Source organism: Streptomyces botrytidirepellens (genome assembly GCF_003721215.1).
Lineage (GTDB): Bacteria > Actinomycetota > Actinomycetes > Streptomycetales > Streptomycetaceae > Streptomyces > Streptomyces himastatinicus.
Genome location: NZ_RIBZ01000323.1, coordinates 1 through 23,208 on the forward strand (window position 1 = coordinate 1; position 23,208 = coordinate 23,208).

A 23,208-nucleotide genomic window follows, 5' to 3' on the forward strand; every position below is an offset into this window, starting at 1 on the left:
CCCGGGGCGCGGCGGAGGTGCCGGCCGCGGCGGCGGTGCCCGCGGTGCCCGCCAGGGTGAGCGACGCGGCGGCCGCCAAGGCGTAAAGGCGCGGTGGTGCTCGCATGGAGCGACTCCTCGGGTCCACGCGCCGTCCCGTCGGCGCTGACTGCTGGAACCGCTCCCACTGGTTGAGCTGACCGTAGCGCCAGTGGCGTACATGTCAACAGAGACGTTCACAGATTTATCGGTCGAAGACGTTCGACCGGCCCATCCTGTTCAAAGACTTGACACTTCTTCAGATGGAACGGACGCTTGGGAGCGCTCCCACTGGTTCGCACTCCCCCCTCATTTCCGAACCCGCGTGGAGGACCCCCATGCGCGTACAGCGAGGCTCCCCCTTGTCAGGAGCGCGTCGGCGGATGAGACGGCTGGTGACCGCGCTGGCCGCAGCCCTCTCACTGCCCGTGGCCATGACCGCCGCCGGTGGCGCCGCCCCCGCCCACGCCGACGCCCGCGCCGTGCAGTGCAACGTCGACTACAAGACCAACGACTGGGGCTCCGGCTTCACCGCCGATCTCACGATCTCCAACCCCGGCACCGAGGCCATCAACGGCTGGACCCTGACCTACGACTACGCGGGCAACCAGAAGCTCGGCAACGGCTGGAACGGCACGTGGTCGCAGTCCGGCAAGACCGTCACGGTGAAGAACGCCGCCCACAACGCGAACATCGCGGCCGGTGGCAACGTCACCACCGGCGCCCAGTTCAGCTACAGCGGAACCAACGCCGCGCCCACCGCCTTCGCCGTCAACGGCGTCACCTGCCGCGGCGCCCATCAGCCGCCGATCACCGTCCTGACCAGCCCCTCCCCGGGGGCCGTCTACAGCGCGGGCGGCACCGTCCCGATGGCGGCCACCGCCGCGGCCGCGGACGGCGCGACCGTCACCAAGGTGGAGTTCTACAGCGACACCAAGCTCCTGGGCACCGACACCACCTCCCCGTACAGCTTCGACTACACCGACGTCCCGGCAGGCGACTTCTCGCTGTACGCCAAGGCCTACGACAGCCAGGGCGCCGCCGCGGAGTCCACCCCCGTCGGCATCCATGTCGCGGCCGGTCCGGCGCTGGTCGCGAGCCCCGCCCAGCTCGGCGTCGAGCAGGGCAAGACCGGCACCTTCGGCCTCCGCCTGTCCACCAAGCCGTCCGCCGACGTCACGGTCACGGTGGCCCGCACCTCCGGCACCACGGGCCTGACCGTCTCCTCGGGCGGCAGCCTCACCTTCACCCCCACCAACTGGAACACCGCCCAGCAGGTGACGGTTGCCGCCGCCAACTCCGGCACCGGGACCGCGACCTTCACCGCGACCGCCACCGGCCACACCAAGGCCGAGGTCACCGTGACCCAGCTGGCCGCCGCCAAGACGTACGACGCCCGCTTCCTGGAGCTCTACAACAAGATCACCGCCCCCTCGGCGGGCTACTTCTCGCCCGAGGGCATCCCGTACCACTCCGTGGAGACCCTGATCGTCGAGGCCCCCGACCACGGCCATGAGACGACGTCCGAGGCGTACAGCTACCTGATCTGGCTCCAGGCGATGTACGGCAAGGTCACCGGCGACTGGACCAAGTTCAACTCGGCGTGGGACATCATGGAGAAGTACATGATCCCCACCCGCGCCGACCAGCCCACGAACAGCTTCTACAACGCCTCCAAGCCCGCCACCTACGCGCCCGAGTGGGACCAGCCCTCGCAGTACCCGTCGAAGCTCGACGGCAACGTGCCGGTGGGCCAGGACCCCATCGCGGCCGAGCTGAAGAGCGCGTACGGCACCGACGACATCTACGGGATGCACTGGATCCAGGACGTCGACAACGCGTACGGCTACGGCAACTCACCCGGCAAGTGCGAGGCGGGGCCGTCCGACACCGGCCCGTCCTACGTCAACACCTTCCAGCGCGGCCCGCAGGAGTCCGTCTGGGAGACCGTGACCCAGCCGACCTGTGACGGCTTCAAGTACGGCGGCAAGAACGGCTATCTGGACCTGTTCACCGGCGACGCCTCCTACTCCAAGCAGTGGAAGTTCACCAACGCCCCCGACGCCGACGCCCGCGTCGTCCAGGCCGCCTACTGGGCCTCCGAGTGGGCCAAGGCGCAGGGCAAGGGCGGCCAGATCTCCGCCAACATCGCCAAGGCCGCCAAGATGGGCGACTACCTGCGCTACGCGATGTACGACAAGTACTTCAAGAAGGTCGGCAACTGCGCCGGCGAGACCACCTGCCCGGCGGGCAGCGGCAAGAACAGCTCCAGCTATCTGCTCTCCTGGTACTACGCCTGGGGCGGCGCCACCGACACCTCCGCCGGCTGGGCCTGGCGCATCGGCTCCTCCCACGCCCACGGCGGCTACCAGAACCCCATGGCGGCCTGGGCGCTCAGCGCGTACGCCGACCTCAAGCCCAAGTCCGCCACCGGCGCGAGCGACTGGTCCACCAGCCTCAAGCGGCAGATCGAGTTCTACCGGTGGCTCCAGTCCAGCGAGGGCGCCATCGCGGGCGGTGCCACCAACAGCTGGCAGGGCCGCTACGCCACCCCGCCCGCCGGGAAATCCACCTTCTACGGCATGTACTACGACGAGAAGCCGGTCTACCACGACCCGCCGTCCAACCAGTGGTTCGGCTTCCAGGCGTGGTCCATGGAGCGCGTCGCCGAGTACTACAACCGCACCGGTGACGCCTCGGCCAAGGCCGTCCTCGACAAGTGGGTCACCTGGGCGCTGTCCAAGACCACCATCAACCCCGACGGCACCTACCAGTTCCCGTCCAACCTCCAGTGGTCCGGCCAGCCCGACACCTGGAACGCGTCCAGCCCCGGCGCCAACACGGGCCTGCACGTCACCGTCACCGACTACACCAACGACGTGGGCGTGGCCGCCGCGTACGCCAAGACGCTGTCGTACTACGCCGCCAAGTCGGGCCACACCGCCGCCAAGAACACCGCCAAGGCGCTGCTCGACGGCATGTGGGACCACCACCAGGACGCGCTGGGCATCGCGGTCCCCGAGTCCCGCGCCGACTACAACCGCTTCGACGACCCGGTCTACGTCCCCAGCGGCTGGACCGGCACCATGCCCAACGGCGACAAGATCGACTCCAGCTCGACCTTCTTGTCCATCCGCTCCTTCTACAAGAACGACCCGGCCTGGTCCAAGGTCGAGGCCTACCTGAAGGGCGGTGCGGTGCCGAGCTTCACGTACCACCGCTTCTGGGCCCAGGCGGACATCGCCCTGGCGATGGGCTCGTACGCGGAACTCTTCGAATAGCGGACCGCGCGGGGGCTCGTCCCCGCACCGGACCGGCGGGGCCCTCTGGGTCGGGGGCCCCGCCTCTCCGCTGCCGCCCGTGTCGAGGCGCCGCGGATTCGCCCATCTGGGGCATCCGGGGTGCGACGACGGCCCCCTGGCCGCAGCGTGGAGCCATGACCGAGAGTGAGAGCCCGCGCGTCACCCGGCCGACGATGGTGGTGCTCGGCGTCCAGCATGGGACTCCCCCCTACCGTCTGGTGGAGGTCGCGGGGGAGCTGGTCGGCAAGGCGCACTCGGTCCTGGACATCATCGCGATCGCCCGCCAGCTCGGCCTCGACGACATCGACCTGGACGACCCGGACGTGGTCCGCTGGGTCGGCGGCGACAAGTTCACCTGGACCCCGTGGTGGCCCCGCCACCCACCGGAGCGCGAGCCGCGGGCGTAGTCCTGCGCGGGTTCCGATGCGACCTTCAGCGCGCGGCCGCCTTCCGGGTCACGTCCTGCGCGTCTCGAGGCTGCCGTAGGACCGGTCATGAACGGCTCAACGACCCACGGCCGGGCAGGGCGACCGTGAGCAGCGCGCCCAGCGCCGCGACCGCCGCGAGGGCGGCCAGGGCGGGTCCCATCGCCGCGGCGAAGGCCCCGGTGCCCGGCAGGCGCAGCAGCATCGTGGCGGCGGCCACCCCCAGGGTCGGCCCGATGTTCATGGCGGTCTGCTGGAGGCCGCCCGCCACGCCCGCGTGCTCCAGGGACGCGTGGTGCACGATGACGGCCGTCGCGGTGACCATCACGGTGGCGAAACCGGCGCCGAGCGCGAAGAAGCAGCCGCCGATCTCCGGGGCGGTGGCCGCCCGGTCGAGCCGGGAGAAGAGCAGGATGCCGAGCGCGACGAGGACCATCCCCGCGCCCGCCGTACGCCGCGGCCCGTACCGGCGCGCCAGGACGGCCGAGACCGGCGCGCCAAGCACCATCGTCGCGGCCAGCGGCAGCACCCGCAGCCCGCTCTCCAGCGGGTCCAGCGCCAGGACGTCCTGGAGGAAGTACGTGCCGACGAACAGCGCCCCGAACAGCGCCGCCGACGCCGTCACCAGCACCCCGAGCGCCGAGGCGACCGTCGCCGAGCGCAGCACGCCGGGCGGCACCAGCGGGCTCGGCGTGCGGCGCCCGTGCCGTACGAACGCGCCCCCGGCGGCCGCCACGGCGAGGAACCCGAGCGCGGTGGCCGCCGTCCAGCCGGTCTCCGGTATCCCGGCGAGCGTGTGGACCAGGCACACCAGGGCCAGCGCCAGCAGACAGGCGCCCGGCAGGTCGAGCGTCACGCCGGTGCGCGGCCCGTCCGCGGGGATGCGTACGACGAGTGCCAGCACGCCGACCGCGACCGCGGGGGCCACGCCCAGGAAGAAGACCGACCGCCAGCCGAACTGTGCGGCGAGCGCCCCGCCCACGATCGGCCCGGCGGCCGCCGCCACCCCGATGGCGCTGGTGCGCAGCGCGATCGGCATCCCGAGCCGGTCGCGCGGGTACGCGGCGCGCAGCATGCCGAGGGTGGCGGGCTGGAGCAGCGCGCCGAACACGCCCTGCGCGACCCGGAGTCCGATCACCCAGCCGATGCCGGGCGCCACCCCGATCCCCGCCGACGTGGCGGCGAAGCCGAGCGTGCCGACCGCGAACACCCGTTGGTGTCCGTACCGGTCGCCGAGCCGCCCGGCGAACACCAGCAGACTGGCGACGGCGATGAGATAGCCCGTACTGGTCCACTGCACCTGCACGAACGAGGCGTGCAGATCGCGCTGGAGGGCGGGCTGGACGACGGTCAGCACGGTGCCGTCGAGGGCGACGATGACGGCGCCGGTGATGCTGCCGACGAGGGTGAGCCGCTGCCGGTGCCGCGTCTTCACGCCGTCCCCAGGTGCGCGTCCATCGCCACTCGCAGCAGCGGCTCGACGTCCTCGGACCCGGTCGCGAGCTGGAGGCTGCCCCATTGCCGCAGTTGCGCGATGCCGTGCAGATTGGCCCACAGCGCCCCCGCGACGAGACCAGCGTCCGCCTCGGGGCGTACGCGGCGGACCAGCCCCACCAGCACCTCGAACAGCGGCAGGCTGGTCTCCCTCAGCCCCAGCCGGTTGCTCTCCAGCAGGTCGTGACGGAACATCAGCTCGAACATGCCGCGGTTGGTCCGCGCGAACTCCAGGTAGACCCGCCCCAGCGCCATCAGCTGCTCCCGGGGCCCCGGGCCCCCGTCCCGGACCGCCGCCCCGGCCTCCCGGGCCAGCGCATCGAAGCCGCGCCGCGCGATGGCCGACAGCAGCGACAGATGCGTCGGGAAGTAGCGCCGGGGGGCGCCGTGCGAGACCCCGGCCTGTCGTGCGATCTCGCGCAGCGACAAGGCCGCCACGCCGTCCCGGTCCACCAACGCGACGCCCACGTCGACCAGTCGGGCCCGCAGCCCTGTGTCCTCTTCGCTCATAGACAGTGTCTACCAAGCGTGCGTAGACACTGTCTACTGTCAACCAAGGGTTGACACACCTCAGAGTGTCAACTCATAGTTGACACATGACGAACCCGGACGCGAATCCGCAGCCCGTCGGCATGACGAACTCCGTACGCCTCGACGACCTGATCGAGGCCATCAAGAAGACCCACACCGACGCCCTCGAACAGCTCACCGACGCCGTCCTGGCCGCCGATCACCTCGGGGACGTGGCCGACCACCTCATCGGCCACTTCGTCGACCAGGCCCGCCGCTCCGGCGCGTCCTGGACCGACATCGGCAAGAGCATGGGCGTGACGCGGCAGGCGGCCCAGAAGCGCTTCGTCCCCAAGGGCTCCGCCGCCCAGGACCTCGACCCCAGCCAGGGCTTCGGCCGCTACACCCCGCGCGCCCGGAACGTCGTGGTGTCCTCCCAGAACGAGGCCCGCGCCGCCGCCAACGCCGAGATCCGCACCGAACACCTCGTCCTCGGCCTCCTGGCCGAGCCCGAGGGGCTGGCCGCCAAGGCGATCGTCGCCCAGGACGTCCTCCTGGACACCGTCCGCCAGGCCGCCACCGCCGCCCTCCCGCCCGCCGCCGACTCCATGCCCGCCCTCGTCCCCTTCGACGCGGGCGCCAAGAAGGTCCTCGAACTCACCTTCCGCGAGGCCCTGCGCCTGGGCCACAACTACATCGGCACCGAGCACATCCTGCTCGCCCTTCTCGAGCACGAGGACGGCTCGGGTCTGCTCGCGGACCTCGGCATCGCCAAGGCCGGTGTCGAGGCGTCCCTCGCCCAGATGCTGGAGCAGATCCAGGTGGCCTTCCCCGAGAAGGACGCGTAACCCGCGCCCACGCCCGCGCCCCTCGCGCGCCGCCCGCCGAACGAGCCACGCGGGCGGCGTCGGGCGAGAGGTACGCACATACGCCCGAAGCGTCGGACTTATGATCCAACGCGTGGACATCCCCGACAGACTCATCGCCCTCCAGCAGGCCGCCGACTCCGAGCACGCCAAACTGGCCGGACTCGCCGACGCCGAACGTGAAACCCAGTGGAAGCACTGGTACGAGGCCGCGGTCACCGTGCAGGCCGCCGTCACCGACCACGCCCGGGAAGCCGGACTCAGCCGGGCCGAGCTGGAGTCCGCCGTGAAGAAGGCCGTACGACATCCGGCTCCGGCCGACGGCTGAGCCCACGGGCCCCGGGGACCCCAGGGTGTGAGCTGCGCGACCCCGCCGCGTGTTCCCTCCTCCCGACCGGCTGAGCGACGATGAGGGTGGTGGCCCGGCCCCGCGGCCGGGCGCCGCATCCCGCGCCCGCTCCCCGGAAGGACGCCGTCCGCTGATGCGTCTCCTGCTCATCCGCCATGGCCAGACCCCCTCCAACCTCGTCCACGCCCTGGACACCGAGATGCCGGGCGCGGAACTCACCCCGGTCGGGCAGCAGCAGGCGGAGGGGCTGGTGGGGCGCCTCGCGGACGAACGCATCGACGCCCTGTACGCGTCCCCGCTGCGCCGCGCCCAGCAGACGGCGGCGCCCCTCGCCCGCGAGCGCGGCCTGGAGGTCGTCACCCGCGAGGGCATACGCGAGCTGCGCGCCGGTGATCTGGAGATGCGCGACGACAGCGAGTCCGTGCAGCTCTACCTCAAGACGGTGATGGCCTGGGCCGCCGGTCAGACCGACCTGCCGATGCCGGGAGGGCAGACCGGCGAGGAGGCCCTGGGCCACTACGACCAGGTGATCGAGGAGATCGCCGCCTCGGGAGCGGAGCACGTCACCGTCATCAGCCACGGCGCCGCCATCCGCACCTGGGCCGGTGCCCGCGCCCTCAACATCGACGCCGCGTTCGCCGCCCGGCACCCCCTGGAGAACACCCAGGTCGTGACCCTGGACGGCGACCCGCGCCGCGGCTGGACCGTCACCCATTGGGGCACCGAACCGCTCGTCTGACCGGCCTGGCCCTGCGGTGTCACCGCGTCCCGATGTCGTACGTGGTGCCGTCGGCGACGGCCCGGAGCTTGTCCGGGTTGGCCACGTTGTGGAGGGCGGTGATGCGGCCGTCGGCGTCGACGTCGAAGGTGACGGTGGCGATCACGCGGCCCGGCCCGCTGAACACCAGGCCAGGGCCGCCGTTGATCTCGACGAGTTCGGCCTTCATGTCGGCGGGCTCGATGCCCTGGTAGGTCACGGTGCCGATGGCCGCGAACCAGTTGGCCACCGTGGCCGAGCCCACGACCGGGCGCAGGGCCTGCCGGACCTTGCCGCCGCCGTCGGTCCACAACGTGACGTCCGGGGACAGCAGTTCCATCAGGGCGTTGACGTCACCACCGGTCGCGGCGGCGAAGAACCGCTCGGTGACCTCGCGCTGTCGCGACCGGTCCGCGGCGAAGCGCGGCCGCCGGGCCCGCACGTGCTCGCGGGCCCGGTGCGCGGCCTGCCGCACCGCGGCCTCGGAACGCTCCACCGCCTCCGCGATCTCGGCATGACTGAAGCCGAAGACCTCCTTCAGCACGAACACCGCGCGTTCGAGCGGGCTGAGCGTTTCCAGCACCACCAGCATGGCCGTCGACACCGACTCGGCGTCCGCGACGGCCTCGGAGGCATCCCTGACGGAGTCCCTGGCTGTGAGGATGGGCTCCGGCAGCCACGGCCCCACGTAGACCTCCCGCTTGTGCCGGGTGGAGCGCAGCCGTTCCAGTGCCAGGTTCGAGACGATCCGCGTCAGATACGCCTTGGGGTCGGCCACCTGCGAGCGGTCCGCGGCGGACCACTTGATCCAGGCGTCCTGGACCGCGTCCTCGGCGTCGGCCGCGGTGCCGAGGAGGCGGTAGGCCACGGAGAACAGCAGCTTGCGGTGCTCGTGGAAGACCTCGTCGGTCACCGGGCCTCCCGGACACGGGTGAAGCGGCCCCCGCGGGGCCAGAACGCGCCCGACGCGGGCATCTTCTTCATACGGCCGTACGTCGGCCAGGGCGAGGCGGTCACCGTCTCCTTGTACCGGACGGCCAGGCGTCCGGTCAGGCAGATCCGGCGCGGGCTGTCATCGGGCCGGGTGAACTGCACCACCGCGTCGCCCCGCCCCAGGCTCACCGGTGTGTGGTAGTAGCCGAAGCGGAACGGCTTGGGCTGCTTCCCCTTGAGCACACGGTCGATCGACAGCGCCGCGTGCACCCCGGTCGGCATGCCGCCCTGGCAGGTGCCGTGCATGACGCCGTAGCCCTGGCGGATCGCTGCCGCGTCGCCGATCGCGTACACCTCGGGGTGGGACACCGACCGCAGCGCCGCGTCGGTGACGATGCGTCCGCGCTCGTCGACGGCCAGCCCGGCCGCGGCCGCCAGCGGCGACACGCGCGTGCCGCTCGTCCACACCACCGTGTCGGCGGCGATGCTCTCCCCGCCCGCCAGCTCGACCGCGTCGGGCAGCACCTTCACCACCTCGGCCCCGGCGCGCACCCGGACGCCCAGCCGGTCGAGCGCCGCCTGCACGTACGCCCTGGCCTTGGGGTTCATCGCCGCACCGGGCTCGGCACGGCCCAGCAGCACGACGTTCAGCTCCGGGTGCCGCTCGGCGATCTCCGCGGCAGACTCGACGCCGGTCAGCCCGCTACCGGCGACCACCACGGTGCCGCCGCCGAGCCGCGCCAGCCGGTCGGCCAGCAGCTCGGCTTCCTGGGCACCGCTCAGGGTGTACGCGTGGTCCTCGGCGCCCGGCACCGCCGACGTGTCGGCAACCCCGCCCAACGCGTACACCAGCGTGTCGTAGTGCAGCACCCGGTCGTCGTCGATCCGCACGGTCCTCGCCTCCGCGTCCACCGCCGTCACCCAGCCGCGCTCGAACCGCGCCCCCGTGCCCTCCAGCATCTCCGGGACGCTCAACTCGGCGAGCCCCTGGCCGGTCGCCGTCATGTGCAGCCGCATCCGCTCGGTGAACCGCTCCCGCCCGTTCACCACGGTCACCTGAACGCCCCCGCGACGCCTGACCCGGCCCGCGAGCTGCACGGCCGCGGCCATGCCCGCGTACCCCGCCCCCAGAATCAGCACCCGGTGCGTGGCCGCCCTGCCGCTGTCCTGCTGTGCGCACATCGCCCGTCCTCCTCCGCTCGCTGTCCGATGACCACCAGATGGAAGCGGACGCCCCGTTCGTGACATGAGGTCGGTGTGACGCGCAACACAGCCCCCGGCTGTCGCCGGGCGGTCAGAAATTGCCGTTGGAGAGGATCTCGCCCTCGGCGTCANTCGCCGGGCGGTCAGAAATTGCCGTTGGAGAGGATCTCGCCCTCGGCGTCATAGACCGTGACGAGTCCGTTCTCGGAGTTCTTCCAGTCGGCGAAGGCCGACGCGATCAGCTTGCCGTCGGACGCGTGCGGGCCCATCATGCCGCCGGTGTAATCGGTCCACACCTCGGCCGAATCCAGGACGTCGTTCTGCTCGTCGGCGCCCTGGACCTTGGTCACGTGCTCGACGGCCGCCTTCTCGGTGGGCGTGCCGTTCTTGGTGACGAAGTCCGCGAACTCTCGCGCCTGGCTCCTGTCCGCCGACTTGGCGTCGGCCTGCTCGGGTTCCGTCTTCGTCCGGGGCGCGGAGGCCGCGGTGTCGGACCCGCCGGACCCGCCGGAGTCCTCGCCGTCCTTCCCGCCGCCGGACGCGATGCCGCCGATGACGCACACCCCGATGAGCGCCCCGATCGCGGTGAGCACCTTGTGCCGGGCGAACCAGCTCCGCCGAGGCTGCGGTGGGACGGGCTGTGGCATGGACTGCTGTGGTGCGGTGTGCACGGTGTCCCCCATATGTGTCGCTTGATGCGGTCGGCGTCGGGAGGGGAACGTATCAATGGATAAGCGGACTTGATGTCCTCTTGAACACCTAAGGGTTGTTCTTCGAGATTGTGCCGAAGGTCGACCGCGACATGAGATACAGGGACGCGCCTACACACCCAGCCGGCGCGTTCGTCCTCGGCGGCCGTGATCTGTACGTCCGGCACGGAGACGCGCAGGGCGAACCGCAGGTGCCAGTCGTCGCGAAGCGGCGTCAGGTCCCGCGCGAACGGCCGCTCGTCCGCGTACGGAGCGGCCTCGCGTACCTGCTCGAAGGGTCGGCCCAGGTCCGTGCCGCGGGCGAGCATGAACGTGGCCAGGCCCTGCACCCATCCGCTCGCCGACCGGCCGTCGTCGGCGACCGTGAGCGCGAGATGCCCCAACCGGCCCCAGGGGACGACGATCCGGCCGCCCGGCCGGGTCTGCTCGACCCACGCCCACGGGACGCGGTCGACCGCGTAGGTGGCGATCACGCGATCGTAGGGCGCGCCCGCCGACCACCCCGCGGTGCCATCGGCAACCCGCACGTCCACGTCCACGTCGGCCCCGGCCCGCTTGAGCCGCTCGGCCGCGGCCGCCGCCAGGTTCGACGTCCACCTCGACGCTGACCACGGAGCCCGCTCGCCAGGCGAGCAACGCCGCGTTCCAGCCGGTACCGGTGCCCAGCTCCAGCACCCGGTCGCCGGGCTCCAGGAGCAGGGCGTCGAGCATGTCCACCACGACGCCCTGCGCGGACAGACTCGACGACGGCACGCCCCCGCTGATCTCGGTGACCGCGGCCATGTCCGGAGAGCCGTACACCTCGGCCGCCCACTCCGCGAAGGCGGCACCGCGGTCGATGGGCGCGTACGCCCGCCCGTTCCACCGCCGGAGCCGGTCCGGCGCGAAGGCATGCCGCGTCGGGGTCCGCGCGCCCGGCGGATCCCTGGCGATGACGTACGGGACTTATGCGCGCTGCTGGCGGCCATCCGGCTGATCAACCGTCAGGGCCGCGCGTGCGGTGGTGAGGATCTGCTCGGAGAGCGGGGAGCCCTTGGTGGCGCGGGCCAGGACGAGGGCGCCGAGCATGGTGCACAGCCGGGTGAGCCCGTCCTCGTCCTCGGTGGCGAGCCACTCGGCGAAGTCACCCACGCCCTCGGTGTAGACGCGGCGGGCCTCGCGATCCTCGGGTTCGCGCGCCATGTCGTTGGCGAGCGCGGCGGCTGGGCAGCCGTCCGCCGCGCTGTCGCGGTGCTCGATGGAGAGGTAGGTGTCGATCAGCGCCTGCTGGGCGGCCTCGCGCTGCCCGGCGTACTGCTCGAGTCCGTCGTCACGAAGCCGGGTCAGCCCCTCGAAGGCGTGGGCGGTGGCTTCGTCGACGAGCGCCTCTTTGGAGGCGAACTGCTTGTAGAAGCCGCCGTGGGTCAGACCGGCCGCCTTCATGAGGTCCGCGACGCTGACGTGGGTGCCCTGCTCACGGAACATCCGGGAGGCGGTGTCCACGACCCGCCTGCGGTTCTCCTCCGCCTGCGCCTGCGATACGCGGCCCATCAGCCACCTCCCGATTGGATGTCGATTGACATCCATTCTAGGGCGTGCTTTAGATTATGGAAATAATCTAATTCACGCTGGGAGCAGACATGGAACTGAAGAACGCGGTCGCGGTGGTCACCGGCGCCAACCGGGGGCTGGGGCGGCATCTGGCCGCCCAGCTCGTGGAGCGCGGGGCGAAGGTGTACGCGGCGGCCCGCCGCCCCGAGACGGTGGACCTGCCGGGCGTCACCCCGCTGCGGCTGGACGTGACGGACGAGGCGTCGATCCGGGCCGCGGCCCGCACCGCGTCCGACGCGACGCTGCTGGTGAACAACGCGGGCATCTCCACCGCCACGCCGCTGATCGCGGGCGACCCGGACGCGGTGCGCCGGGAGATGGAGACGAACTTCTACGGTCCGCTCACCGTGACGCGGGCCTTCACCCCCGTCATCGAGGGCAACGGCGGCGGCGCCGTACTCAACGTCCTGTCCGTCCTGTCCTGGCTGCACCCCGCCGGTCTCGGGGCCTACGCCGCGACCAAGGCCGCGGCATGGGCGCTGACCGACGCGGCCCGGGAGGAGCTGGCGCCGCGCGGTATCGCGGTCTCGGCGCTGCACGTCGGCTACATGGACACCGACATGGCCGCGGGCGTTCCCGCCGACCAGAAGGCCGACCCCGCCGAGGTCGCCGCGCAGGCCCTGTACGGCATCGAGACGGGCTCGCCCGAGATCCTCGCCGACGAGGTCACCCGGCACGTCAGGCAGAGCCTGGCCGCCTCGCCGAACGCCGCCTGACGCGACCCCCTGCCGACCTTTGAGTGAGGGACATCTGATGCGTTACACGACCTTCGGCCACCGGACCGGACTGCGCGTATCCGAGTACGCGCTCGGCACGGCGAATTTCGGCACCCGCTGGGGTGCCGGCGCCGAGCCGGACGAGGCGCGCCGTATCTTCGACCGGTTCGCCGAAGCAGGCGGCACCTTCCTCGACACCGCGGACACCTACCAGTTCGGCGAGTCGGAAGAACTCACGGGGAAGTTCATCTCCGCCGACCGGGACCACTTCGTCCTGGCCACCAAGTTCACCCTCGGAGCCGCGCCGCAGCCGGGCGTCTCCAGGACGGGCAACAGCCGCAAGAACATGGTCGCCTCGGTGGAGGCAAGCCTGAAGCGCCTGGGCACCGACTACGTCGACCTGCTCTGGGTGCACTTTCCCGACGAGCTCACGCCCATGGAAGAGATCCTGCGCGGGCTCGACGACCTGGTGAGTTCCGGCAAGATCCACCACGCCGCCCTGTCCAACTTCCCCGCCTGGCGCGTCTCCCGGGCGGTGACCCTCGCGGACCTGAAGAACTGGGCGCCCATCGTGGGCGTCCAGAACGAATACAGCCTCGTCGAGCGGACCGCCGACCGCGAGCTGCTGCCGATGGCCGAGAGCCTCGGGCTCGGTGCCGCCCTGTGGTCCCCGCTCGGTGGTGGACTGCTCACCGGAAAGTACCGCCGCGGTACCGAGGGTCGGCTGAGCGACCTGGGGGCGGTCATCCACACGGAGAGCACCGGCCAGAAGACCGCCGTCGTCGACACCGTCCTGGCCATCGCCGAGGAGATCGGCGTGGCGCCTGCCCAGGTGTCGGTGGCCTGGGTGCGGGAGCGTGCCGCCCGGGCCGCGACCACGTTCACCCCGATCATCGGGCCGCGCAGCCTCCCCCAGCTCGACGGCTACCTGGGCGCCCTGGACGTCCGCCTGACGCCGCAGCAGTTCGCCCGCCTGTCCGAAGTGAGCGAGGTGGCGCCCGGAGTCCCCCACGAGGCGATCGCCGGGTCCCTGGGCGGTGTCCAGGGCGGCGCCTCCAGCCGCGTCATCCCCTCAGCCGCGCCGGTGGCCTGACGCCGAACGCGAGAAACGGAGACGACGATGAAGGCCTTCATGGTCGACCGGTACGGCGACCCGGCCGGGGTGCGCGCCGGTGAGATGCCTGATCCACCGGTGGGCGCCGACGACGTCCTGGTCCGGATCCACGCGGCGAGCGTCAACCCGCTGGACCTCAAGCTCCGCGACGGGGAGTTCAAAGCGATCCTGCCCTACCCCCTCCCGCTCATCCTGGGCAACGACTTCGCCGGAGTGGTGGTCCGGGCGGGATCGGCCGTCACACGGTTCGCGGTGGGCGACGAGGTCTACGCGCGGCCCGGCAAGGACCGCATCGGCACGTTCGCCGAACTCCTCGCCGTCCACCAGGACGACGTGGCGATCAAATCGGCCACGCTCACCATGGAGGAGGCCGCGTCCCTTCCCTGGTCGCCCTGACCGCGTGGCAGGCGCTGGTCGAGCGGGCACATGTGCAGCCAGGACAGAAGGTCCTGATTCACGCGGGCTCCGGCGGCGTCGGCACCATCGCCATCCAGCTGGCGAAGTACCTGGGCGCGCACGTGGCCACCACGGCGAGCACGGTCAAGGCCGATCTGGTGAAGGGGCTCGGAGCGGACGTCGTCGACTACAAGCAGCAGGCATTCGAGACGGTCCTCGACGGCTATGACGTCGTCCTGGACCCCCTCGGCGGCCAGACGCTCAAGAGGTCCCTGCGGGTGCTCAAGCCCGGCGGGACGGTCATCGGCATCGCAGGCCCGCCCGACGCGGCCTTCGCCCGTGAGCTGGGCGCGAACGCGACCCTCCGCCTGGCGATGAGCGCGCTGAGCTACCCGACCCGGCGCCGCGCCGAGCGCCGCAACGTGACGTAATCGTTCCTGTTCATGAGGGCCAGTGGCGACCAGCTGCGTGAACTCACGCCGCTCATCGACGCCGGGACGATCCGTCCCGTCGTCGACCGGGTCTTCCCGTTCGAGGAGACCCGGGAGGCGCTGGAGTATGTCGAGAAGGGCCGTGCGAAGGTCGGCAAGGTCGTCATCGCGATGACCTGAGGGCATTGTCGCGCCCGCCTCCGGCAGGCACCGCCTCGGTGTGGGGCGCGACACAATCCGGGATACGACTCCGGGATACGACGAAGGGCTGACCTGTTCTGTCAGGTCAGCCCTTGATCGTTCAGGGTGAGTAACGGGACTTGAACCCGCGACATCCTGGACCACAACCAGGTGCTCTACCAGCTGAGCTATACCCACCATGACCGGTGCTCTCCGCATCGGCCGAGAAAAACTATACAGGGTCGGCGGGGGTGCTCGCTCCCGGCTATTGCGCGTGCCGGGAGCGAGATCGTCACGGCTGCCGGGCGGGCAGGACGTGGCGGGCCGCGATGGTCTTCGCCGTGTCCGAGTCCGGGCCGGGCTGGGGGACGAAGACGGCCTCCCGGTAGTAGCGCAGTTCGGCGATCGACTCGTGGATGTCGGCGAGTGCGCGGTGGTTGCCGTTCTTCTTCGGACTGTTGAAGTAGGCCCGCGGGTACCAGCGGCGGGCCAGCTCCTTGATCGAGGAGACGTCGACGATCCGGTAGTGGAGGTACGCCTCGAGCGTCGGCATGTCCCGCAGGAGGAAGCCCCGGTCGGTGGAGACCGAGTTTCCGCACAGCGGGGCCTTGCCGGCGTCCGGGACGTGCTCGCGGATGTACGCCAGGACCTGGGCCTCGGCATCCGCGAGGGTGGTCCCGCCGTCCAGCACCGCGAGCAGTCCGGAAGCCGTGTGCATCTCCCGCACCACCTCGGGCATGGTGGTCAGCGCCTCGGCGGGTGGCCGGACAACGATGTCCACTCCGTCGCCCAGAATGTTCAGCTCGGAGTCCGTGACCAGCGCGGCCACCTCGATGAGCGCGTCGTCCGACAGCGAGAGCCCGGTCATCTCGCAGTCGATCCACACCATGCGATCGTTCATACGTCTCACCCTACGGGGCGTTCCCGCTGGCCGGGCAGGGTCGGACGGCCCGGGGCGCGGCCCGTGGCCTGCTCGGGCAGGCGGGGGGCGTACGCATCGGAGTCCGGCTTGCCCGGGTCCGTACCGCCCGGTGGATGCGGCGAGTGCGGAGGGTGATGGTGGTGGCTCGTATGGGTGACCGGTCCGCCGGGTCGGCGCAGCGGCATGGCGTGCTCACCGGGACGCTGCTCGAGCACCTCGGCACGGTCGCCGCCGCCGAGCCGTTCGGCCCGCTCCAGCCGGTCCGGGCCGCGGTCCGGGGCGCCGCCCTGGGGCCTGCGGGCACGGTACGCGGCCCGGTAGGCGGCCGGGGAGGACCCCAGCTGCCGCCGGAAGTGCCCGCGCAGCGCGACCGGGGACCGGAAGCCGCAGCGCCCGGCGACCTCGTCGACCGAGTAGTCGGAGGTCTCCAGGAGCCGCTGGGCCTGGAGCACCCGCTGGGTGATCAGCCACTGGAGTGGAGCGCTCCCAGTGAGCGACCGGAACCGGCGGTCGAAGGTGCGGCGGCTCATATAGGCGCGGGCGGCCAGGGCCTCGACGTCGAACTGCTCGTGCAGATGCTCGAGCGCCCACGCCACGACCTCGGCGAGCGGATCCGCGCCGATCTCCTCTGGTAACGACCTGTCCAGGTAGCGCTCCTGCCCTCCACTGCGGCGCGGCGGCACGACGAGCCGGCGGGCCAGGGCCCCCGCGGCGTCCGCGCCGTGGTCGGTGCGCACGATGTGCAGGCACAGGTCGATCCCGGCGGCGGTGCCCGCCGAGGTCAGTACGTCGCCGTCGTCCACGAACAGCTCGCGCGGATCCACGTGGACGGATGGGTAGCGCTTGGCGAGCGTCGGCGCGTACATCCAGTGCGTGGTCGCCGGGCGGCCGTCGAGCAGCCCCGCGGCGGCCAGTACGAAGGCCCCGGTGCACAGGCCCACGATGCGCGCGCCCTCCTCGTGCGCGCGCCGCAGCGCGTCGAGCGCGGCGGCCGGTGGCGGCTGGGTGATCGACCGCCAGGCCGGTACGACGACGGTGCCGGCCCGGGACAGCGCCTCCAGGCCGTATGGTGCGGTCAGTTCCAGTCCGCCAGTCGTTCGCAGTGGCACATCTTCGCCCGCGCACACCAGCAATCGGTACCGAGGGACTCCGGCGTCCTGCCGGTCGATACCGAAGACGGAGAGCGGGATGGAGCTTTCGAAGATCGGTCCGCCGCTGAACAGCAGCACCGCGACGATTTCTCGTCGCCGGCGTCCGGAGAGCTTGCGCGAGGTCTCCGGTACGGTCGTGGAGTCCTGGCTCATGGCTCTAAGCCCCCCTCGGTGGTCGCGTCCTCTCGGTCCTGCACGTTTCCCCTCGGTCCTGAACGGTTCCCCCGCCGGTCATGGCCAAGATCGAATCTACTGTGTCGCGTGTGGTCGCCGTGACCAGTTCACCACCCGCCACTATGTCGACATGACAACTTGGCGCGAAGCATTCGATCACGAAGCGTTGCACTCGTAGCCCTCGCTGTGAAGTGGGCCTCCTGCTGACGCCCACTTCCCGTAGGGGGTACGGGTGGCTCGTACCCCTTTCCACGCTGGCCGGAAGGGGGTTGAGCATGGCGTTTGCCAAGGGAAGAACTGGGATGCGAAGTTGGCCGAAAACCAGCGGGCGCAGACGTGCGGACGGGTCCTTCGACCGGCGTACGACCGGCTCATGCCATGTCGCGGTCGGATGTACGGAGTACGACGTGGCGCGCTTCCGGAGCCGTCCCGGAGTCGCCTCGGGCCCCGCCCCGCGAACGCCACGGGGGCGCCGTCGGCCCGGGGCCCGGTGTCAGGTCCGGCGGCCGCCCCGGTGCGTCCCGATCCCGGTGCGACTGTGCCGCCCGCGGTGCGGGCTCACCACGCCGGAGCCCAGCCGGGCGGCCGCGCGTTCGTAATAGCGCAGGAGGCAGCGGCTGGCGGCGGTCACGGCCGCGAGGCCCACGGCGGCGCCCATCGCGCCGCTCAGCGGTGATCCACAGAGGAGGAGGACGGCGGGGACCACGGCGCAGCCGAAGGCGGACCAGCGGATGACCTCGTTCACCGGGTCGCCGCCGGGGACGCTGCCGGGGCCACTGGCACGGGTGCCGCCTCGGGTGTCGCCCCGGGTGTCCCCGAGAGGACCGCCGGGGATGCCGCCGGGCGGGGCGCCGGGGGCGTCGTACTCACGGATGCCTGGCACGGTGGCGGCTCCTCTCGCGCGGTGGACCACAGGGGTGGACAGACGGTGGACAGATGAGGGGAAGGCGGGTCGGCGGATGGTGGAAGGGCGGTGGAACGGGGCTCTGGTGCGGGTCGGCCCGGGCGTCCGGGGCGGTCCGTGGGGAGGTCGTGGCAGTGGCCGGTGCGGGCCGTCCGGGCCCGCTCCGTACGGAGGTGATCGCTCCGCGGGTACTACAACGTCCGGCCTGCCCACAGGTCACTGCGGGGCGACCGCACGGCGTACGCGAGGGGTCGGTGAGGTCCGAGTCGGGACCACTTGGGGCATTGCGTTACGGGCCGCCCTCCGGCATGCTCCGGGGAACGCTTCGGCCGCTCCGCTGCCGGGGCATCCCCTGGGCAGGTGAGGAATGGCGCCGTACCCTGGGGGGTAAGGGCTTGGAAAGATGAATCCCGGACGGATTTTCTTCGTTCGATACTCGTCTCGAGCTCTAGCGGAGCTCTAGTCCCCCGCCAACCTCAACCTGAGCCCCCGCCGTATCCCTCCGCACGAGGACACCCTTCGCCGAGACACCGATGGCCGGTCACGAAATCCCCGAACCCGCGGACCGCAAGCGGGTCGCCGATCACTTGGCGCACCCCCAAGCGGCGGAAGAAACACGTCATTCCTGCGATCCAGCCTTCCAGCACGGCGTCGTGGTCGGATTCGACGGTTCCACATCGAGCGAGCGCGCCCTCGCGTACGCCATCGGCATGGCCCGGCGCTCCGGCTCAGGTCTGATCATCGTCCATGTGGCCAACCGGCTGCCGACGACCGTATGGGCGGGCTGCGAGCCGCCCGTCTTCGTCGACGTTCCCGATCACCGCACCGAGGTGCTGGGCCTTGAGCTGGCCTGTGCCGATCACCTCACCGAGGTGCCGTGGATCCTCGTCGAACGGGGCGGCGACATCTGCCACGAGTTGGAGGAGGTCGGCCGGGAGTACGCGGCCGACGCGATCGTGGTGGGCTCCACACACGGCCTGGTGGGGCGGATCTTCGGCTCGGTCGCGGGTCGGCTCGCGCGCCGCGCGCAGCGGCCGGTCGTCGTCATCCCCTGAGCGCCTACCCCTTGAGCGTCGCCCCTCCGGGCGTCTCTCCGGGCGTCAACTCTTGAGCGTCATCACCTGAGCCCGGCCCGGGTCTTGGGCCGGGGCCGGGCCCAAGACCGGCTGTCGGCCGTGATCTTTTCTCCAGCGGACTCGCGCCGAAACCTCCGGGCGCGCCCCGCGCCGGGCGGCCGTTCAGAACTGGACAGCCTCAACTCCCTTTCCGCGTATCCGAGATGGCCCCAAGACCGTCTTGACACCCGCAGAAACTACCCGCGCGTAGAGGTGGATTGGGCACGTGTACGGGGCATAAACCGGTCGGCGTGGCGCCGGGCGGGAAGTGACGGTTCCCGCGCGGTGGCCAGCGCCGGCGTATAGGGCGACGCCGGCCCAGGGGCGGCCCCCGCGTGAGTGGTGGCACACGCGGGGGACCGCCGAGCCCGGGGCGTTCCACTCGGGGCTTTCCGGCCGCGGATCAGCCGGAGGCGCGCCCGATCAGCCGGAGGCGCGCCCGATCAGCCGGAGGCGCGCCAGATCGGCCGGAGACGCCGGATCAGCCGGAGGTGCCGGAGGTCACTCCACGGTCACCGACTTCGCCAGGTTGCGCGGCTTGTCGATGTCCCGGCCGAGCGCCAGCGCCGTGTGGTACGCCAGCAGTTGCAGCGGGATGCCCATCAGGATCGGGTCCAGCTCGACCTCGTTGCGGGGTACCACGATCGTGTGGTCCGCCTTCTCCTGCTCCTGGTGCGCGACGGCGAGGATCCGGCCGCTGCGGGCCTTGATCTCCTCCAGGGTCGCGCGGTTCTTCTCCAGCAGGTCGTCGTCCGGGAGGACCGCGACGGTCGGCACCTCGGGCTCGATGAGCGCGAGCGGGCCGTGCTTCAGCTCGGAGGCCGGGTACGCCTCGGCGTGGACGTAGGAGACCTCCTTCAGCTTCAGCGACGCCTCGCGCGCCACCGGGTAGCCGCGCACCCGCCCGACGAACATCATGCTCTTTGCATTCGCGTATTCGGCGGCGAGCTTCTTGATCTCCTCCTCGCCGCGCAGCACCTCGGAGATCTGCTCGGGCAGCTTCCGCAGCCCCGCGATGATCCGCTTGCCGTCGGCGACCGACAGGTCGCGGATCCGGCCGAGGTGGAGGGCGAGCAGCGCGAAGGCGACGGCGGTGTTGGTGAAGCACTTGGTGGAGACGACGCACACCTCCGGCCCCGCGTGGACGTACACGCCGCCGTCCGTCTCACGGGCGATCGCGCTGCCCACGACGTTGACGACGCCCAGCACCCGCGCGCCCTTGCGCTTCAGCTCCTGGACGGCGGCCAGCGTGTCGTATGTCTCGCCGGACTGGCTGACCGCGATGTAGAGGGTGTCCGGGTCCACGACCGGGTTGCGGTAGCGGAACTCGCTCGCGGGCTCGGCGTCCGCGGGGATCCGGGCCAGCTCCTCGATGAGCTGCGCGCCGATCAGGCCCGTGTGGTACGCCGAACCGCAGCCGAGGATCTTGACCCGGCGGACGCCGCGCGCCTCGCGCGCGTCCAGGTTCAGCCCGCCCAGCCGGACGGTGGAGAAGCGGTCGTCGATCCGGCCGCGCAGCACCCGGTCCACGGCGTCGACCTGCTCGTGGATCTCCTTGTGCATGTACGTGTCGTGGCCGCCCATGTCGTACGACTCGGCCTCCCACTCCACCGTCGTCGGCGCGGGGGCGGTGCGGCTGCCCTCGGTGGTGTAGGTGCGGTAGTCGTCGGCCTTGATGGTGGCCATCTCGCCGTCGTCCAGGGTGATCACCTGGCGGGTGTGGCTGACCAGCGCGGCGACGTCCGAGGCGACGAACATCTCCTTCTCGCCGATGCCCAGCACCACGGGGGAGCCGTTGCGGGCGACGACGATGCGGTCCGGGAAGTCCGCGTGCAGCACGGCGATGCCGTACGTGCCCTCGACCAGGGCGAGCGCGTGGCGGACCTTCTCCTCCAGGGTGGCCGCCTGCGAGCGGCCGATGAGGTGGGCGAGGACCTCGGAGTCGGTGTCGGAGATCAGCTCCACGCCGTCGGCGGTGAGCTTGGCGCGCAGGTCGGAGGCGTTGTCGATGATGCCGTTGTGGACGATCGCGACCTTGCCGTCCGCGTCCAGGTGCGGATGGGCGTTGATGTCATTGGGCGCGCCGTGGGTGGCCCAGCGGGTGTGCGCGATGCCCGCGGTGCCCGCGAAGCGCTTGGGCAGCTTGGCCTCGAGGTCGCGGACCCGGCCCTTGGCCTTGGCGGTCTTCAGCCCGGCGGCGGACTGCCCGTTCTGCGCGCCCTTGCCCGGCTTGGCCTGGACGGCGATGCCCGCGGAGTCGTAGCCGCGGTACTCCAGCCGCTGGAGCCCCTCCAGCAACAGCGGTGCCACGTCGCGTTTCCCGATGTATCCGACGATTCCGCACATGGTGTTCAGGCCCTCCCGATTGAATCGATCATGAATGCTCGCGCGGCGGTCCTGCGCCGCGGGGGTCGGCCGTATCGGCCGTAGACGACGGCCGTGTCAGCCATAGACGATGCGGCGCAGCTGGCGCAGCGAGAGTTCGGGCGGTGCCACCGCGCGGTACGGCAGCTCGGCCGTGATCCGCTCGAAGATGTCCGCGTTGGTCAGTCCGCCGGACTGTAGTTCGCGGTGGCGTCGCCGGACGAACTCCTCGGTCGTCTCGTCGAAGTACGCCAGTACGTCCAGCACCACCCGGGCCGCCTCGCCGCGGCTGAGCGGCGTGCTGCGGACCAGGTGGTCGATGAGGTCATCGTGGGACAAACGGCGATCGAGCATCCGTTGATACTGCGGTCCCTCGGGATGATTCGCAAGAATCCTGCCCGATATCGGGCAGGCTCCGGTCTTAATGGCGAGAAAAGCGACGGAGGACGGCCTGTTTGGCGGTGGTGAACTCCTCCTCGGTGAGGACCCCGCTCCGGTGAAGATCGCCGAGTTCGCGCAGGCGTCGCAGCAGGGCGTCGTGATCCGCGTCACCGTCGCCCTCCGTCTCGGTGCGTTCCGCAGGAGCCGCGTCCAGGGCCGGGGTCGGGGCCGGGGTCGGGACCGGGGGCGCGTCGGCGGGCTCCGGCGGGGCGAACGGATGCGGCAGCCGGGCCGTGACGGCGGCCGCGACCAGCGCCATCAGCGGGTCCTTCCGGAAGCCGTAGAGGACGACGGCGTGCGGGTCGTACTTGGGCGCGGCCGTCGCCGTCGCCTTGGCCACGGTGAAGCGGAGGAAGCCGTTCTCCAGCCCGGCGGCGGGAAACCACTCCACCTCCGCCAGGTCCTCCAGCGGGATGGTGCGGGGGCCGCCCGACTTCTTCGACTCCTCCGTCTTCCAGTTCCATTCCAGCCGGATCCGCTCACCGTCGAAGGACGCGGTGGCGTCACCCGCCGTCGCCGACAGCGGCACCGGCGGACCGGGCAGCAGGTAGCGGTCGGACGGGCCGGACGGCACCTGGTCGAGCAGCAGGGCCTGCCGGACCTCGTCGACCAGGTACTCGGCGACACCGGTGCGGTCCGCGTCGACCGACAGCTGATACGGATCCGCCGCGTCCGGCAGCTTGCCGCCCGTGGCCTGCGCCAACGGATCGGCGCCCGGACGTAACCGCAGCCGCAGCCGACCGGACTTGCGCCCCGGTTCGTACGCGACGCCCGCCAGCGCCTCCAGGGGCACGGTCAGTTCGCCGAGCGCCTGCCGCACCAGGTGCACGCTCTTGTCCCGCCCGGGGACGATCCGTACCGACTCACCGTCAAAGGTCCAGGCACCATCGCGCTGGGTGATTTCCGCCATGGGGTGGATTCTGACAGGCACACAGCGACACATTGGTCTGCACCTTGACCCCAACTGGGCGCCGCGGTACGCAAGATGTCGCGGTAACCGCGATGCGACGCTTCGTTGAAGGGAACCCCTGTGAGACGACGCCGTGCTCGACTGCTGTGCTCCCTCCTGCTGACCGTGGCGGCGGGGGCGGGGACCGCCGCCACGGCCTCGCCGCCCTCCGCGGCCGCCTCCGGGGCCGGCGC

21 protein-coding genes, 1 tRNA gene and 3 pseudogenes are annotated in these 23,208 nt (G+C 71.3%); 10 read left to right on the forward strand and 15 right to left on the reverse strand.

All coding sequences use genetic code 11. The annotated features are described in order from the left end of the window. Positions 1–401: 401 nt before the first annotated feature. Together EEJ42_RS28580 and EEJ42_RS28585 are read left to right on the forward strand one after the other, a co-directional pair. Entirely contained in the window at positions 402–3,299 is a 2,898-nt protein-coding gene (locus EEJ42_RS28580; RefSeq protein ID WP_184503317.1) for a glycoside hydrolase family 48 protein, read from the forward strand. Positions 3,300–3,454: 155 nt separating this feature from the next. Beyond that, positions 3,455–3,727, forward strand: a complete 273-nt coding sequence (locus EEJ42_RS28585) for a hypothetical protein (protein ID WP_123104390.1) — start codon at positions 3,455–3,457, stop codon at positions 3,725–3,727. 85 nt (positions 3,728–3,812) lie between these two features. Here the strand turns inward: EEJ42_RS28585 and EEJ42_RS28590 are convergent, their stop codons facing one another. Together EEJ42_RS28590 and EEJ42_RS28595 are read right to left on the reverse strand one after the other, a co-directional pair. Next, positions 3,813–5,180 carry an MFS transporter gene (locus EEJ42_RS28590; protein WP_123104392.1) on the reverse strand — a complete coding sequence of 456 codons (1,368 nt, stop codon included), beginning with the start codon at positions 5,178–5,180 and terminating at the stop codon, positions 3,813–3,815. Beyond that, positions 5,177–5,749 carry a TetR/AcrR family transcriptional regulator gene (locus EEJ42_RS28595; protein WP_123104394.1) on the reverse strand — a complete coding sequence of 191 codons (573 nt, stop codon included), beginning with the start codon at positions 5,747–5,749 and terminating at the stop codon, positions 5,177–5,179. The genes EEJ42_RS28590 and EEJ42_RS28595 overlap by 4 nt, the downstream gene beginning before the upstream one ends. Before the next feature lie 86 nt (positions 5,750–5,835). On the opposite strand from EEJ42_RS28595, the gene EEJ42_RS28600 reads away from it, so the two are divergent. The 3 genes from EEJ42_RS28600 (at position 5,836) to EEJ42_RS28610 (ending at position 7,703) form a co-directional block, all read left to right on the forward strand. Next, positions 5,836–6,597, forward strand: a complete 762-nt coding sequence (locus EEJ42_RS28600; RefSeq protein WP_123104396.1) for a Clp protease N-terminal domain-containing protein — start codon at positions 5,836–5,838, stop codon at positions 6,595–6,597. Positions 6,598–6,709: 112 nt separating this feature from the next. Then, positions 6,710–6,943 carry a hypothetical protein gene (locus EEJ42_RS28605; RefSeq protein WP_246097452.1) on the forward strand — a complete coding sequence of 78 codons (234 nt, stop codon included), beginning with the start codon at positions 6,710–6,712 and terminating at the stop codon, positions 6,941–6,943. A 154-nt stretch (positions 6,944–7,097) separates the two neighbouring features. Then, on the forward strand, positions 7,098–7,703 hold the full coding sequence (locus tag EEJ42_RS28610) for a histidine phosphatase family protein (RefSeq protein ID WP_123104400.1): 606 nt from the start codon (positions 7,098–7,100) through the stop codon (positions 7,701–7,703). A 19-nt stretch (positions 7,704–7,722) separates the two neighbouring features. Here EEJ42_RS28610 and EEJ42_RS28615 read toward each other — a convergent pair whose 3' ends face one another. From EEJ42_RS28615 to EEJ42_RS53935, 5 genes and pseudogenes are all read right to left on the reverse strand, one after another. Further along, positions 7,723–8,634, reverse strand: coding sequence for an RNA polymerase sigma-70 factor (locus EEJ42_RS28615; protein ID WP_123104402.1), 912 nt, complete (start codon positions 8,632–8,634; stop codon positions 7,723–7,725). Then, a complete protein-coding gene (locus EEJ42_RS28620; protein WP_123104404.1) occupies positions 8,631–9,836 on the reverse strand; it encodes an NAD(P)/FAD-dependent oxidoreductase in 1,206 nt (401 codons plus the stop codon). The genes EEJ42_RS28615 and EEJ42_RS28620 overlap by 4 nt, the downstream gene beginning before the upstream one ends. 164 nt (positions 9,837–10,000) lie before the next feature. Beyond that, on the reverse strand, positions 10,001–10,528 hold the full coding sequence (locus EEJ42_RS28625) for a hypothetical protein (protein WP_342778336.1): 528 nt from the start codon (positions 10,526–10,528) through the stop codon (positions 10,001–10,003). A 473-nt stretch (positions 10,529–11,001) separates the two neighbouring features. After that, positions 11,002–11,106: pseudogene (locus tag EEJ42_RS53930) on the reverse strand (hypothetical protein); the annotation flags it as partial. Positions 11,107–11,224: 118 nt separating this feature from the next. Beyond that, positions 11,225–11,320, reverse strand: a pseudogene (locus EEJ42_RS53935) (hypothetical protein); the annotation flags it as partial. On the opposite strand from EEJ42_RS53935, the gene EEJ42_RS53205 reads away from it, so the two are divergent. After that, a complete protein-coding gene (locus EEJ42_RS53205) occupies positions 11,277–11,543 on the forward strand; it encodes a hypothetical protein (protein WP_246097453.1) in 267 nt (88 codons plus the stop codon). The pseudogene EEJ42_RS53935 and the gene EEJ42_RS53205 overlap by 44 nt on opposite strands. Here the strand turns inward: EEJ42_RS53205 and EEJ42_RS28635 are convergent. Continuing rightward, positions 11,513–12,097 (reverse strand): TetR/AcrR family transcriptional regulator, encoded by a 585-nt coding sequence (locus EEJ42_RS28635; protein ID WP_123104408.1) that lies wholly within the window; start codon positions 12,095–12,097, stop codon positions 11,513–11,515. The genes EEJ42_RS53205 and EEJ42_RS28635 overlap by 31 nt on opposite strands. 89 nt (positions 12,098–12,186) lie before the next feature. Between EEJ42_RS28635 and EEJ42_RS28640 the strand changes: the two genes are divergently transcribed. From EEJ42_RS28640 to EEJ42_RS28650, 3 genes and pseudogenes are all read left to right on the forward strand, one after another. Next, complete coding sequence (locus tag EEJ42_RS28640; protein ID WP_123104410.1) at positions 12,187–12,873, forward strand: SDR family oxidoreductase; 687 nt, start codon at positions 12,187–12,189, stop codon at positions 12,871–12,873. 37 nt (positions 12,874–12,910) lie between these two features. Then, entirely contained in the window at positions 12,911–13,966 is a 1,056-nt protein-coding gene (locus EEJ42_RS28645; RefSeq protein ID WP_123104412.1) for an aldo/keto reductase, read from the forward strand. A 27-nt stretch (positions 13,967–13,993) separates the two neighbouring features. Continuing rightward, a pseudogene (locus EEJ42_RS28650) lies at positions 13,994–14,994 on the forward strand (NADP-dependent oxidoreductase). 125 nt (positions 14,995–15,119) lie between these two features. Here the strand turns inward: EEJ42_RS28650 and EEJ42_RS28655 are convergent. From EEJ42_RS28655 to EEJ42_RS53210, 4 genes are all read right to left on the reverse strand, one after another. After that, positions 15,120–15,192: transfer RNA gene (locus EEJ42_RS28655), tRNA-His, on the reverse strand. 94 nt (positions 15,193–15,286) lie between these two features. Next, on the reverse strand, positions 15,287–15,895 hold the full coding sequence (orn, locus tag EEJ42_RS28660; protein WP_123104414.1) for an oligoribonuclease: 609 nt from the start codon (positions 15,893–15,895) through the stop codon (positions 15,287–15,289). 5 nt (positions 15,896–15,900) lie between these two features. Further along, positions 15,901–17,220, reverse strand: coding sequence for a helix-turn-helix domain-containing protein (locus tag EEJ42_RS28665; RefSeq protein ID WP_123104416.1), 1,320 nt, complete (start codon positions 17,218–17,220; stop codon positions 15,901–15,903). Between the two features lie 514 nt (positions 17,221–17,734). Beyond that, entirely contained in the window at positions 17,735–18,124 is a 390-nt protein-coding gene (locus EEJ42_RS53210; RefSeq protein ID WP_246097454.1) for a hypothetical protein, read from the reverse strand. Positions 18,125–18,678: 554 nt separating this feature from the next. Here EEJ42_RS53210 and EEJ42_RS28675 point away from each other — a divergent pair. After that, positions 18,679–19,200, forward strand: a complete 522-nt coding sequence (locus EEJ42_RS28675; protein WP_009717718.1) for a universal stress protein — start codon at positions 18,679–18,681, stop codon at positions 19,198–19,200. A 561-nt stretch (positions 19,201–19,761) separates the two neighbouring features. On the opposite strand, the gene glmS is transcribed toward EEJ42_RS28675, so the two are convergent. From glmS to EEJ42_RS28690, 3 genes are all read right to left on the reverse strand, one after another. Beyond that, a complete protein-coding gene (glmS, locus tag EEJ42_RS28680; RefSeq protein WP_123104418.1) occupies positions 19,762–21,606 on the reverse strand; it encodes a glutamine--fructose-6-phosphate transaminase (isomerizing) in 1,845 nt (614 codons plus the stop codon). A 96-nt stretch (positions 21,607–21,702) separates the two neighbouring features. Next, a complete protein-coding gene (locus tag EEJ42_RS28685; protein WP_009717720.1) occupies positions 21,703–21,978 on the reverse strand; it encodes a hypothetical protein in 276 nt (91 codons plus the stop codon). Positions 21,979–22,045: 67 nt separating this feature from the next. Beyond that, entirely contained in the window at positions 22,046–22,975 is a 930-nt protein-coding gene (locus tag EEJ42_RS28690) for a DUF4429 domain-containing protein (protein WP_123104420.1), read from the reverse strand. Between the last annotated feature and the right edge of the window lie 233 nt (positions 22,976–23,208).